The organism is Devosia sp. ZB163, assembly GCF_028613635.1.
Taxonomy (GTDB): Bacteria; Pseudomonadota; Alphaproteobacteria; order Rhizobiales; family Devosiaceae; genus Devosia_A.
Genome location: NZ_JAQRMY010000002.1, coordinates 235,513 through 248,243 on the forward strand (window position 1 = coordinate 235,513; position 12,731 = coordinate 248,243).

The following is a 12,731-nucleotide window of genomic DNA, read 5'->3' on the forward strand; positions in this document are numbered from 1 at the left end:
ATGGGAGGAACATCGTGAGACTGGAACTCTTCAATCAAGTGGTGGCCATGCAGGCCAACCGCCGCAACTTCCTGAAGGGCGCGGCGGCACTGGCTGCCGGCACCGCGCTCTCTACCTCGCTCGCCGGCAAGGCGCTGGCGCAGGACAACCTGCGCGCCCAGATCCTTGCCATTCCGGGCGTAGGCGCCGGATCGCCCACCGACGCCGACTGGCAGAAGGTCGGCGAGCTCTGCCTCGGGCCGACCAAGGCCAACGTCGCCGAAGGCGAGTTCGCCGGCGTCGAGTTGACCTTCATGGGGCTCAACAACCAGAACCTGCACAACTTCCTGTTCCGCGGCTTCCTGAAGCCGTGGGAGGCCTATACCGGCGCCAAGATCAACTGGATCGACCTTGCCCAGGCCGATTACAACGCCCGCCTGCAGCAGTCGATTGCCACCGGCACCGTCGATTTCGACGTCATCGAGATGGGCGCGCCCTTCGAGGGCGATACCGCCGGCAAGGGCCTGCTCGACGAGATGCCCGACTGGGTCAAGACCCAGATCGAGGCGGACGACCTCGTGGGCTACCTGCAGCCGCCGGTCGGAACCTGGGATGGCAAGACCTATCGCATCACCATCGATGGCGACTGCCACACCTTCGCGTACCGCAAGGACTATTTCGGCGACGGCTCGATCAGCGGCATGGCAGAGGTGCCCTCGCATTGGGAAGACTTCCCGGCGCTGGCCACCGCTCTTGCCGGCAAGAACGATCCGATCACCAGCACCCCGGCCTACGGCTTCCTCGATCCGCTGAAGTACCAGTGGGGCGGCTTCGGCTTCTACTTCATGGGCGATCGCGCCGCAGCCTACGCCAAGCATCCGGACGATCCGGCCTGGCTGTTCGATCCCGACACCATGAAGCCGCGCGTCAATAACCCCGGCTGGGTACAGGCGATCCAGGACGTGCTCGATCTGGTCAAGGCCAATGCCTATCCGCCAGATCAGCTCAACGCCGATCCGAACACGACTGCCTTCTCGCAATTCCTCGGCGGCACGGGCGCAGCCCTCACCTGGTGGGGCGACGTCGGATCCAACGCCCGCACGTCCGACACTTCGGTGGTCGGCGACGTGGTCGGCTTCTCCATCAACCCCGGCGCCAGGAAGGTCTACAACGCAAAGACCAGCGCCTGGGAGGAGAAGGAGAACTTCGCCCCCAACATGGCCTATCTTGGCTGGGGTGTTTACGTGACGAGCCGCGTCTCAGCGGACGAGAAGAAGCGCAAGGCCGCATGGTCGGCTGCCGCGCATCTGGGCGGCAAGGACATCTCGCTCTGGATGGCGGCCTATCCGTCTGGCTTCCAGCCCTACCGCAACTCGCACTTCCAGTACGAGGAATGGGAAGCGGCGGGCTATGACCGCGCCTTCGTCGAGGATTACCTCGGTTCGAACCTCGACAGCTACAATCACCCCAATGCTGCCATCGAGCCGCGCATCCCCGGTATCTTCCAGTACTACTCCATCGCCGAGGACGAGCTGGTGAAGGGCATCAACGGTCAGTACGCCGGCGCCCAGGAAACGGCCGACGCCATCGCCGCCGCCTGGGAGAAGATCACCGACCAGATCGGCCGCGACAGCCAGATCAAGCTGTACAAGGCCTCGCTGGGCGATTGACCGTGGCGTTCGATTGACAACCCGCGGCTGGTGGCGGACCGTCACCAGCCGATTTAGTTCCGGACACGAACGATCGGACCAGGAGCCCGGATGGCCATCGCAGAACTACCGGCCTATGGCGCCATCTCGCGCCGCCGCAAGGAGTGGGGCAGGGCGCTGATTGCCGCTGCTACCGTTCTCTTCCTCGCCACTGCGCTCGCCCAGGTCCTCAACTCCGCCCGCATCGTCGATCTCGGATTCCGCGACTGGCGTCCGACTCTTTTCGCCTACCTTGCATGGGCTGTGGTTCTGGGTTTCGGGCAGGTGATGATCCGTGGCCAGGCTGGCCTGCGCGCCCTGTTCATCCTGCCCGCGGCCCTGTTCACCGTCGCCATGGCGATCTTCCCGACCCTGTTCGGTCTCTCCATTGCCTTCACCGACTGGAACCTCTCATCGGCCACGGGCCAGAAGTTCAACGGCCTCGACAACCTGTTCCAGCTGTTCCGCGATCCCTTCTACTGGAACGCCATGCGCAACATGGTGATCTACGTGCTGTTCGTGCTTGTGGAATACGCCATCGCCTTCGGTCTCGCGCTGCTGCTCAACGCCGAGATCAGGGCGCGGAAATTCTGGCGCGTCGTCTTCCTCATCCCGCTCATGCTCTCGCCCGTCGCAGTCAGCTGGATGGTCGGCAAGTCCATGCTCGAATACCGCTTCGGCCCCGTCGCCCGCTTTGCGCGCTGGCTCGGCATCAACAACCCGAGCTTCTTCACCGACCCATGGGCCGCCCGCCTGTGGATCGAGGCGATGGACGCCTGGGTCTCCATCCCCTTCGTCATGATCCTGCTGCTCGCCGGCCTTCAGGCGATGCCCAAGGAGGTGATGGAAGCGGCGACCGTTGACGGCGCGACGCCCTGGCAGCGCTTCTGGCAGATCACCTTTCCACTGATGCTGCCCGTCTCGCTGACAGCGATCGTGCTGCGCATCATCTTCAAACTGAAGCTGGCCGATATCATCATCACCGTCACCTCGGGTGGCCCGGGAGGTGCCACGGACAGCGTCTCGAGCTTCATCTACCGCGAATACCGCGACCGCTCGAACGTGGGTTACGGCACCATGCTCGCTATGTTCTACCTCGTGGTGATCGTCATCTTTGTCACCATCCTGCTGAACGTCCTGAGCAGGCACATGCGGAGGATGACCTGATGGCCGCCGAAGCAACTGCGTCCTCGCTCGCCTCCGCCGACAGCGGTGCCTCGGCTCGCCGAACCAAATGGCTGCTCGGCCGCATCGGCATCTACGCCGCGCTGGTCTTCTGGGCCTTCGTCTCGCTGTTCCCGGTCTACTGGACCATCACGACCTCGATGAAGGTCGCGCGCAACGTCCAGCAGGGCGCGTTGATCCCCTTCGTCGACTATCAGCCCAACTGGCTCGGCTGGCGCTCGCTCGGCCTCTCCCCCGACACAATCGGCAACGTCTCGACCGTGCGCGAGGAGTTCCTCAACCGCTTCCTCAACTCGGTCTACACGGCCTTCGGCGCCTCGGCGCTGGCCGTCCTGCTCGGCGCGCTCGCCGCCTACGGCCTCAGCCGTTACCAGTACAAGTTCCTCTGGATGCGGAACCAGGACCTGGGCTTCTTCTTCCTCTCCCAGTTGATCCTGCCCCCAGTCGTCCTCGCGCTGCCGTTCCTCGTCCTCTACCGCGAACTGGCGCTGCTCGATTCAACCATCGGGCTGATCCTGCTCTACACGCTCACCGTCCTGCCCATCGTCATCTGGATCATGAAGGACCAGTTCGACACCATCCCGGTCGAGCTCGACGAGGCCGCCCAGGTCGACGGCCTCGGCCCCTGGGGCACCTTCTTCCGTATCATCCTGCCCATGGCGCTGCCGGGCATGGTGGCAGCCTTCATCCTCTCGCTGATCCTCTGCTGGAACGAGTATTTCTTCGCCGCGCTCCTCACCAGCACCAACGCCAAGACCCTGCCCGTGATGGTCGCCAGCCAGACCGGCTCGCAGGGCATCAACTGGTGGAGCATGGCCGCCCTCTCCACGGCGGCGATCGCCCCCCTGGTCATCGTCGGTGTGCTCCTCGAGCGCTTCATCATCCGCGGTCTCACGGCGGGGTCCGTGAAGGGGTGAAGCGGCAAGTGCCGTGCCACCCTTGCCTGATGTACCATGGAGTGGTACAGTGGGGCGTTGAGGGCTGGGAATGATCGTTGGGTTTCGCGACGAATGGCTGCGCGAGTTCTTCGTTGATGATCGCCACTCGCGACGCATGCCCGCCGATCTCGAAGTGCGGGTGTTTCGCAAGCTCCAGATGATTGACGACGCGACGACCGATGCCGACCTGCGAGTGCCGCCCAGCAATCACTTCGAGAAGCTGCAGGGCAAGCTCGCCGGGCTGCACTCTATCCGGGTCAACCAACAGTGGCGGTTGATTTTCCGCTGGGATGGAGACCGGGGCGAGGCGAGCGAACTCTACCTCGACGACCATAGCTACAGGTGACATGAATGCTGACCACCAAGCGCAAGCCGGCGACCATCGGCGAAATCCTCGTCGAAGAGTTCATGCGACCCGTCGGCCTCACACAGGCCGCTCTGGCTGAAGCGATGGGCGTGCCACGTAAGCACGTAAACGAGCTGTGCAACGACCGGCGGACGGTGACAGCGCCGACTGCACTCATCCTTGCGCGCGTCTTCGGCAACAGCGCCGATTTTTGGCTGAACGTCCAACGCCGGACCGACCTGTGGCAGGCGATGCACGACCCAGAGGAGCTGAAGCGGATCGGCCGCGCAAAGCCGCTCGCCGATGCCGCCTAGCCTCAAAGTGCCCGCATCAAGTCCTTGTTCCGCTCATACAGCTCGCGGAACACCCGGTACCCCCGCTCATATAGCCCAGCCAGCCCCACGTCGGGCGTGATCTGGTGATCGACCGGGTTCCAGTCGCGGATCTGCTCGGCTGTCACATCCCCGATCGCCAGAGCCGCGATGAATGCATCGCCATACGATGCCCCCACCGTCTTCTGCCGCACGATCTGCGTCCGCCCCGAGACATCCGAGGTCGCCTGCGACCACACGCGGTTCTTCGTCCCGCCGCCCGCCGCGAGGATCGCCTTGGGCGGTTGTCCCACGTCAGCATAGGTCTCGAACACGTGGTGTGTTCCGAAGGCGATGCCCTCGAACAGTGCCCGATAGATGTCGCCACGCGTATGCGTCAGGTTCATCCCGAACAGCACGCCCTTGGCCTCGGTATCGTGGATCGGCGTCCGCTCGCCCGAGAAGTAGGGCAGCATCACCAGCCCGTTCGCCCCCGGCGGCGAGCCCTCGGCCTCGAGCGCCAGCGCCATCGCGGCGGTTGCGGGATCGACTTCCCTCGCGAACTGCTCGCGGAACCAGTGGCTCAGCGTCCCGCTTGTCGCGAGACCCGACATCGCCGCGTGCTTGCCCGGTATGAACCACGGCGCGTACCAGAGCCGCGCGTCCGGCACCCGCACCGGCGTGATCTCGATGATGAATATCGTTGAGCCGTACATCAACAGCATGTCGCCGTCGTCCAGTACGCCGACGCTGAGTGCCTCCGCCCCGGCGTCGATCGTGCCCGTCGTCACCGGCGTCCCCACCGCGAGGCCTGTCTCGGCCGAAGCCTGCGGTGTCACCGTACCGGCGATCTCGGTGGTCCAGATCGCCTCGGGCAGCTTGTCGAGTCCGATGATGTCGCTCGCCAGTTCGTCCGTCCACGCCAGCTTCTCGACATCGTAGAGCGGCGAGAAGTTCGCAGCCGAGTAGTGGTCGATCACGTAGCGGCCCGTGAGCTTGTGCGTGATGTAGGTGGTCGAGGTCAGGATCCTGGCTGTCTTCTCGTAGAGTTCAGGCCGGTTCCGCTTGAGCCACAGGATCTTGGGCCCGATCGACTGGCTCGTCAGTGCATTGCCGCAGCGGCTGAGCAGCACGTCCTCGCCGATCCGCTCCGTGAGCTCGGCAATCTCCCTGGCCGCCCGCGTGTCGACGCCATAGAGCACGCCATTCATCAGCGGCTCGCCGTCGGCATCGACGGGAAGCATGCACGGCCCGATGGCGCTCGCCGCCACCGCCTTGATGTCGGCCGACGGCACGCCGCTGTCGGCAATCAGCTTGTTGGAGATGAAGCAGAAGTCGCCCCACCAGTCCTCGCGCGGCCGGTGCTCGGCCCAGCCCGGCTGCGGCACCAGCATCTTGTGTGGCCGCGCCGCACTGGCGACGATCTGCCCCTCGGTATCGACGAGCACCCCCTTGCTCTCGTAGGTGCCGATATCGATTCCGAGATAGTATCTCATGAGATGTAGTCGTCCCGGTCGAGGCTGAACGAGCCGTCGATCCGGGGCAGGGCCTCGACCAGCAGCGTCGTCAGTTGCTCGAGGTCACCGAGGTCGCAGACCTCCAGCGACGAATGCGAGTAGCGCATCGGGAACCCGACATCGATCGAGGCGACGCCCTGTCCGACAAGTTGCACATAGCTGAGGTCGGTCAGCGCCCCGATATGTGCGCTCCGCTGCAGCGGCAGCTTTGCCGCCTTCGCGCTGTCCTCGAACAGCTTCACCATCGCCGGATGCGGCAGCGTGCCGTTGAGCGTGCCACGCCCGTGGAATGAATAGAGCGAGATCGCCGGCCCGCCGCCGAGCCTCACGTCGCCCCGCGCCGCCATGTCCGGTGTATCGGTGGCAAGGATCAGGTCGAGCTGGATCGCCACATCAGGCATCAGCACCTGTGCCGCCGTCACCGCGCCGCGCAGGTTGAACTCCTCCTGCACCGAGAACACGAAATGCACCGTCGGTCGCCTCTTCGCGTCCTTCAGCGCCCGCGCCACCTCGACCATGACAGCACAGGCCGCCCGGTCGTCCACCGAGGTCCCGGAGATCCGCCCGTTGGCGAGCTCGGTCACCTTCGGCGCATAGACCACCGGCGTCCCCACATCGATCCCCGCCGCCAGCACCTCGGTCGCCGACTTGAACCCGGTGTCGATGTAGAGCTCGGGGTAGGGCAGGACCTTGTACTTCTCGTCCTGCGAGGTCGCGTGGTGGCTCTTGTGGGCGATGAGCCCGGGCACATCCCTGCCGTCGCCCACGCAGAACAGCACTTCTGTAGAGGGTAGCGCCCGTTCCGGGACCCCACCCAGCCGCTCGACGCGCACCAGCCCGTTCGCCTCGATCTTGCGCACGATCAGCCCGAGCTGGTCCATGTGCGCGAACAGCATGACGCTGGGTGTACCCTTGTCGCCCTCAAGCGTCGCGATCAGGTTGCCTAGCCTGTCCGTAGTGGACAGAATCCCGAGCCCGTTCATGGCCTTGCGCAGGTACTTGCGCACCCGGCCTTCATATCCCGAGAGTCCCGGGATGAGCATGAGTTCCGTGACCAGCTGCTTGAGCGCCATCAGTAGCCCCTGGCTTGCCGCACCAGCCGCATGAACTCGGCGGCCCGGTCCGGATCGACTGCCTTCCACGTGTCGCCGTCGACCTTCAGGGACGAGCCGACAATGCAGCCGTCCGCGATCTTCAGCACATCCGCCACGGTGGCATGCTTCACTCCGGTATTGGCAAGCACCGGCGTCGTCGGCAGCACCCTCTTCACGGCTTCCAGGTCGACCATCCTCGCCGCCTCACCGGTGATGGTGCCGGAAACGAGGATCGCATCGGGGATCGACGAGAACACGGCACTTCGCGCCCGGTCAGGCAGCGAACGCTGGTCGAGCGAATAGGCAAACTCGGCGCTCACGTTGTAGAGCAGGGCCAGGTCCTGTTTGCCGAGCCGATCGCGATAGCGCATCGCCTTGCCGGCATCCGGCGTCCACGGCCCCATGTCCGAGGCATAGGTGCCGGTAAAGATCTCGCGAACGAACCGAGCGCCCGTAGCCGCCGCCAGCGCGATCGAACTCTCCGGGTCCCACAGCACATTCACGCCGAAGGGCACCCTGATCTCCGAGTGCAGCCGCCCGATCACGTAACCCATCGTGGCTGTCGAGGCGGTATCGACGTTGAACTCGTATGGCCGGTCGTTCTCGTTGCCGAACATCACCGCGTCGAACCCGGCGGCCTGCAGCGCCACGAGGTCTTTGCGGGCGTTCTCGACGATCGCCTCGACGCCTCCGTCTTGGTCATGCAGCGGCGAGCCGGGCAATGCGCCCAGATGCACCATGGCAATCACCGGCTTGCCCTCGCCGAAGACCGTCCTGAACTTCGCTGTCATCTGTTGTCGCAAAGCGAGTGACTAGATGATTACGCGTAGCAGGGCAGTTAAACTGCGTCCATGGGGGTGGGGGCGAAGATGTTACCGTTCGTTAACCACAATCCGGGCAGATTGAGGACGAATGAGTGCGGAGTTCCGGCCATGGAACTGCTCCTTCTCCTCCTGCTGATCCCCATTGCCTGGCTTGCGCTGGTGCGGCGCCGCATGGCCAATGAGGCGCGTCGCTATCGCATGTCCACGGCCGGCATCGCAGTCGGCGCCGCCCTGGCGGTCTGGGTTGCCTTCCTGGCGTTCTCGGGACCGTCCCAGCAGAAGGTGGATTACGGCACTGGCGACGATCAGGTCCGCGCCCTCCTGCAGCAGCCCGACGTTGCGCCGCGCTACAGCTCGCGGAACTAGGGTGTCGGCAGCGTCCGCACGTTGAGCTTTGCGTCCAGCCAGACCGGCTTGAACTCGCTGCCCGGGGTGAGCCGCCCCAGTCGTTCCGATCCGATCGCCTGCGCCGGGTAGAGCGCAGCCATCCTCAGGCTCTCGCCTAACTCGATGCCCAGCTCGAAGTGGGCATAGCGCACCGCCGCGTCCAGCGTCAGGTCCGCGCCAGCCAGCGTGCCATCGACGAGGCGCAGCGCTCCGTCCTTGCGGAAAATGGTGCGGCCATTGAGCTCGAAGCTCTCGATGTCGGTGCCCGCCTGCGACATCGAGTCCGAGACGAGGAAAATTCGGCCCGGCCCGTTCTTGCTGCGCCGGGCGATGCCCACTGTAGCCGGGTTCACGTGGATGCCGTCCGCGATGAGCCCCGCCCATACGCTGCCCTGGTCCAGCGCCGCTCCGGCCACGCCGGGGTCCCGGTTGCCGATCTGGCTCATGGCGTTGAACAGGTGCGTCGCCATGGAGGCTCCCGCCCGAATAGCGGCCGCGGCGACCTCGTATGAGGCATCCGAATGCCCGAGCGAGACCACGATCCCGGCGCGCGCCAGCCGTGCGATCTGCTCAGGTGTCACCGTCTCCGGTGCAACCGTCACGAGCAGATGGGGCAGGGTGCCCCGCGCCCGCTCCAGCCGGACGATGTCGGCTTCGTCCATCGGCCGGATCAGATCTGGGTCATGCGCGCCCTTGCGGGCTAGTGACAGATGCGGACCCTCGAGATGCAGGCCGAGAAAGCCGGCGGTGCCGGCGCGCGCCGCAGTCGCGCCGGCCGCCAGCACGGCGTCAGTGATTTCGGCTTTATCGGTGATGAGGGTCGGCAGCAGCCCCACCACCCCGAACTGCGCATGCGTCCTGCAGATCGTTCCGAGATCGGCGGCCGTCGTTCCGGGGCCGACCAGCAGCCCCGCTCCGCCATTGACCTGCAGGTCGACATAGCCCGGCGCCAATGTGCCGCCGTCGAGCTGAACGATCCGCGCTTCCGCAGGCGGGGCGCCGATGCCGGCAACGCGGCCGTTCTCGACTACGAGAGCAGCATGGTCATGGAACGCCTCGCCATCGAAGATGCGGGCGCCGGAGAATGCGATGGGGCTGTCTGTCATGGGAAAATTTGGGTGTCCCGGGCAGCAGGGTCAGCTCCTGCCCGGGACAGTTCCATCAGCCTTCGTCGGCCATGGACTTCTTGAACTGCGGAAGGTGCTTCTGCTGCGCCTCGAGCATGCGCTCGCGGTAGACGCCGTAGATGATGTCGGTGTCGTGCAGCGTCACGCCCGGGATGGTCGGCGAAGCGAAGACCGGCAGTTCGATGCCGCGGTCGGCGATCTTCTGCGCGCTCTCGGCCAGCAGCTCGTGCATCATCATCATGGCGAGCACGGTCGACGAGCCCGCCACCGGACGCGACCAGCCCTTGATGTTGACGATCGCGTCTTCCACCGGCGAGCCGGTGTCGATCACGATGTCTGCCGCATGCGGCAGGCGCTTGCCCGAAGAGTGCGTGGCCGGCTTGCCGGCATTCGACTTGGCCGTGATCGCGATCACGGTCAGCCCGCGCTCTTTGGCATAGAGCGCAGTGTCGATACCCGAAGCGTTCGAGCCCGAGTGACCGAAGATCACGATGGTGTCGCCGGCATTCAGTGGCTGGTGGTCGAGGAACTTCTCGGCATACTTCTCGGTGCGCTCGAGCCACAGCAACTCGCGCACGCCGCCGGCGCCGAGGATGTTGTGCCACATCACGCGCGGGTCGGTCAGCGGGTTGAAGCCGACATAAGAGCCGTAGCGCGGGTAGGTTTCCTGCACCGGCAGAACCGAGTGGCCCGAGCCGTAGAGGTGCACGAGGCCCTTGTTGGCGAGGGTTTCCGCGATGGCGGACGAGGCCTTGTCGAAGGCGTCGGCATTCGCTTCGGCCGCCGCCTCGGCGATCTTCACGAGCTTGCTGATATACAGAGTGGACATGGGTTTGCCTTTCAGAACAAAGCGTTACACGTAGAGGGTGGAGCGGATCTCATAGCGGTCCGCACGCATGGTGGAGAGGGCGTATTCGAACGGCCCCCTCGAGTCGTAGGCGATACGCTCGACCTCGAAGGCCGGCGTTCCTGCCGTGAGCTGGATGAGTTCGGCATCGGCTTCGGCCACGCGGCCGACGCGGTAGACCTCCTTGGCCTTCACAGGTGTGATGCCGCAATGCTCCTTGAGCCAGCCGTAGAGCGACTGAACGTTTGCGGCGTCTTCGAGCAGTCCGGCCACGCGGGCCTCGGGCAGGTGGCTGGCCTGGATACCGATCGGCATGCCGTTGCCGAGCCGCAGGCGCTTCAGCAGCACCACCGGATCGCCGATCGCGATCTCCAGCGCATCGGCCATCTCTTCATCCGCGACAACCCGGTACGCCTCGATCAGCCGGGTGCCCGCCTGCAGCGACAGCGTCTTCATCTCGTCGGTGAAGCTGGTCAGTCCGCGCACGCCGGCGACCACGGTAGCCGACCGCACGAACGTCCCGCGCCCGTGCTCGCGCCGCAGCAGTCCCGCTTCCTCGAGGTTGCGCAAGGCATGGCGCAGGGTAATGCGCGAAATGCCCAGCATCTCGCCCAGCCGATCCTCGTTGGGGATCTGCATGCCCGAGCTCCATTCGCCGCGCTCGATCAACTCGCGCAGCGCCATTTCGGCCTGGTGCCACAGCGGCTCCGGACGCCGCCGGTCGGGCTTTATGAGACCGTTCGGTTCATCCATGCCCATTCCTCCAGTTGGTCCCGTAGGCGCCGGCAAAAGCTGCGCCGACGAGACCCGCCCTTGGCCCGAATTGCCCGGGTCTGATGTCGATCGTTCTCAGGTGCGGCGGCAGTTGGCGCCGCAGCGCCGGCAGCACCAATGGGGCCAGCACGTCGACGGATGCCGCGACCCCGCCAGCGAGGATTACGGCCTCGGGATCGAGCAGAGCCACGGCCCCCGCGAGCGCGGTTCCGAGAGCCGCCATCGGCTTGGCCAGCGCTTCGACCGCTTCGGGATCACGCGCCCGTGCAGCTCGGACCAGCGATGCGCCGTCGGGTAGCCCCACGGTCGCAGCCGCCGCGTCCAACGCACGGCCGGACGCCTGCCGCTCGAGCCAGCCGCTGCGATCTTCGCCTGGGTCAGCGACATCGGCGACTGCCCACCCGAACGAACAAGCCCCACCCCCGCTGCCGGTGATGATACGCCCGCCCGCCAGCACGGCCGAGCCGATGCCCGTACCGATGGCGAGCAGCACCGCGTCGCTCAGTCCGTTCGCGGCGCCCGCCTTGGCCTCGGCCAGCAGCGCCAGTTGCGCGTCGTTGCCGAGCCCGATGGAAACGCCCCCCAACTCGTCGGCGAGGTCGAGCCCATCAAGGTACGGCAGGTTGGGCACCCAGCGGCAGGTTGTCCCCTGCGCGAGCCCCGGGATGCCGAGGCCAAGCTGCGTTGCACCATGCTCGTCGAGCTGCTGCCTCACCAGCGCGAGGAAATCCTCCCGCGTCTGTGGCGCGGTCCACTCGCCTTTGGCGACGACACTACCCGGATTTGCGAGATCGGCGACGCCGGCGCGGAAGCGCGTGCCACCGAGATCGATGGCGAGAATCCGGCTCATCCCTTAACCCCCGAGGAAACCACCGAGTCGACGAAGAAGCGCTGCAGGATCACGAACAGCAGCACCGGCGGCAGCACCGCGAGCGTCGCGCCGGCCATGACGAGGCCCGTGTTCATCGCGCCCCGGTTGTAGCTGAGGAGCCGCGAGAGCGAGATGACGATGGGGTACTGGTCCGCATTGCCCTGCAGGACCGTCAGCGGCCACAGGTAGCTGTTCCAGTGGTAGACGAAGGCGAACAGCACCAGAGCGGCGATGGCCGGCATCACTGCCGGGGCCACGACCTGGAACAGGATGCGCAACTCCGAAGCGCCATCCACCCGCGCCGCCTCGATCAGCTCGTCCGGCACGCCCTTGATGAACTGGCGCATGAGGAAGATGCCGAAGGCATTGGCGAGGTTTGGCACCACGACACCCGCGAGGCTCGCGTTGAGCCCCAGATATCCGGTGATCCGGTAGAGCGGGATCAGCGTCACAATCGGCGGCAGGAACATGGTCGCGATGAGGATCGCGAACAGCGCCTCCTTGTGGCGGAACTGGTACTTGGCGAAGGCATACCCGGCCATGAGGCTGGTCACGATGATCGCGACGGTGGTCGTCAGAGCGATGATCGCCGAGTTCCAGAATGACCGGCCGAGGCTCACGACGTCGGCTACCTGGGCGAAAGCGTCGAGGCTCGGGTTCGCCGGCAGCCACACCGGCGGCACCTGCATGGTCTCCTGCGGCGTCTTCAAACTGGTGAGGATCATCCAGGCCAGCGGGAAGGCCGCAACCACGGCTGCAACGATAATGGCGAGGACGAGGAGGGCGGTGGCCGGCGTCGCCTTGTAGCGCGGCCGCTCCATGATGCGGCGATCGGCGGTGGTG

General features: G+C 65.6%; 14 protein-coding genes. 6 read left to right on the top strand and 8 right to left on the bottom strand.

Annotated elements, in window-relative coordinates; all coding sequences use genetic code 11:
- Positions 1-47 precede the first annotated feature (47 nt).
- From PRN20_RS09380 to PRN20_RS09400, 5 genes are all read left to right on the top strand, one after another.
- On the top strand, positions 48-1,649 hold the full coding sequence (locus PRN20_RS09380; protein WP_443112564.1) for an extracellular solute-binding protein: 1,602 nt from the start codon (positions 48-50) through the stop codon (positions 1,647-1,649).
- 90 nt (positions 1,650-1,739) lie between these two features.
- Positions 1,740-2,834 carry a carbohydrate ABC transporter permease gene (locus tag PRN20_RS09385; protein WP_273957056.1) on the top strand — a complete coding sequence of 365 codons (1,095 nt, stop codon included), beginning with the start codon at positions 1,740-1,742 and terminating at the stop codon, positions 2,832-2,834.
- Positions 2,834-3,769 carry a carbohydrate ABC transporter permease gene (locus tag PRN20_RS09390; RefSeq protein WP_273957057.1) on the top strand — a complete coding sequence of 312 codons (936 nt, stop codon included), beginning with the start codon at positions 2,834-2,836 and terminating at the stop codon, positions 3,767-3,769. Before PRN20_RS09385 ends, PRN20_RS09390 begins: the two co-directional genes overlap by 1 nt.
- Positions 3,770-3,839: 70 nt before the next feature.
- Positions 3,840-4,136 (top strand): type II toxin-antitoxin system RelE/ParE family toxin, encoded by a 297-nt coding sequence (locus PRN20_RS09395; RefSeq protein ID WP_273957058.1) that lies wholly within the window; start codon positions 3,840-3,842, stop codon positions 4,134-4,136.
- A 5-nt stretch (positions 4,137-4,141) separates the two neighbouring features.
- Entirely contained in the window at positions 4,142-4,450 is a 309-nt protein-coding gene (locus PRN20_RS09400) for a HigA family addiction module antitoxin (RefSeq protein WP_273957059.1), read from the top strand.
- 2 nt (positions 4,451-4,452) lie between these two features.
- Here PRN20_RS09400 and PRN20_RS09405 read toward each other — a convergent pair whose 3' ends face one another.
- From PRN20_RS09405 to PRN20_RS09415, 3 genes are read right to left on the bottom strand one after another with little or no spacing between them, the layout of a single operon-like run.
- Positions 4,453-5,943 (bottom strand): FGGY-family carbohydrate kinase, encoded by a 1,491-nt coding sequence (locus PRN20_RS09405; RefSeq protein WP_273957061.1) that lies wholly within the window; start codon positions 5,941-5,943, stop codon positions 4,453-4,455.
- Positions 5,940-7,037, bottom strand: coding sequence for a M42 family metallopeptidase (locus PRN20_RS09410; protein ID WP_273957062.1), 1,098 nt, complete (start codon positions 7,035-7,037; stop codon positions 5,940-5,942). Before PRN20_RS09410 ends, PRN20_RS09405 begins: the two co-directional genes overlap by 4 nt.
- Entirely contained in the window at positions 7,037-7,849 is an 813-nt protein-coding gene (locus tag PRN20_RS09415; protein ID WP_273957063.1) for a BtpA/SgcQ family protein, read from the bottom strand. Before PRN20_RS09415 ends, PRN20_RS09410 begins: the two co-directional genes overlap by 1 nt.
- A gap of 141 nt (positions 7,850-7,990) precedes the next feature.
- Here PRN20_RS09415 and PRN20_RS09420 point away from each other — a divergent pair, with 141 nt between their 5' ends.
- Positions 7,991-8,248, top strand: a complete 258-nt coding sequence (locus tag PRN20_RS09420) for a hypothetical protein (RefSeq protein ID WP_273957064.1) — start codon at positions 7,991-7,993, stop codon at positions 8,246-8,248.
- Here PRN20_RS09420 and nagA read toward each other — a convergent pair.
- From nagA to PRN20_RS09445, 5 genes are read right to left on the bottom strand one after another with little or no spacing between them, the layout of a single operon-like run.
- A complete protein-coding gene (nagA, locus tag PRN20_RS09425; protein WP_273957065.1) occupies positions 8,245-9,375 on the bottom strand; it encodes an N-acetylglucosamine-6-phosphate deacetylase in 1,131 nt (376 codons plus the stop codon). The two genes, PRN20_RS09420 and nagA, sit on opposite strands and share 4 nt — an antisense overlap.
- 55 nt (positions 9,376-9,430) lie before the next feature.
- A complete protein-coding gene (locus PRN20_RS09430; RefSeq protein WP_273957066.1) occupies positions 9,431-10,225 on the bottom strand; it encodes a sugar isomerase domain-containing protein in 795 nt (264 codons plus the stop codon).
- 24 nt (positions 10,226-10,249) lie between these two features.
- A complete protein-coding gene (locus tag PRN20_RS09435; protein WP_273957068.1) occupies positions 10,250-10,996 on the bottom strand; it encodes a GntR family transcriptional regulator in 747 nt (248 codons plus the stop codon).
- Positions 10,989-11,867: an ROK family protein gene (locus tag PRN20_RS09440; protein WP_273957069.1), complete on the bottom strand. Its 879-nt coding sequence runs from the start codon at positions 11,865-11,867 to the stop codon at positions 10,989-10,991. The genes PRN20_RS09435 and PRN20_RS09440 overlap by 8 nt, the downstream gene beginning before the upstream one ends.
- A complete protein-coding gene (locus tag PRN20_RS09445; protein ID WP_273958051.1) occupies positions 11,864-12,709 on the bottom strand; it encodes a carbohydrate ABC transporter permease in 846 nt (281 codons plus the stop codon). Before PRN20_RS09445 ends, PRN20_RS09440 begins: the two co-directional genes overlap by 4 nt.
- Positions 12,710-12,731 lie beyond the last annotated feature (22 nt).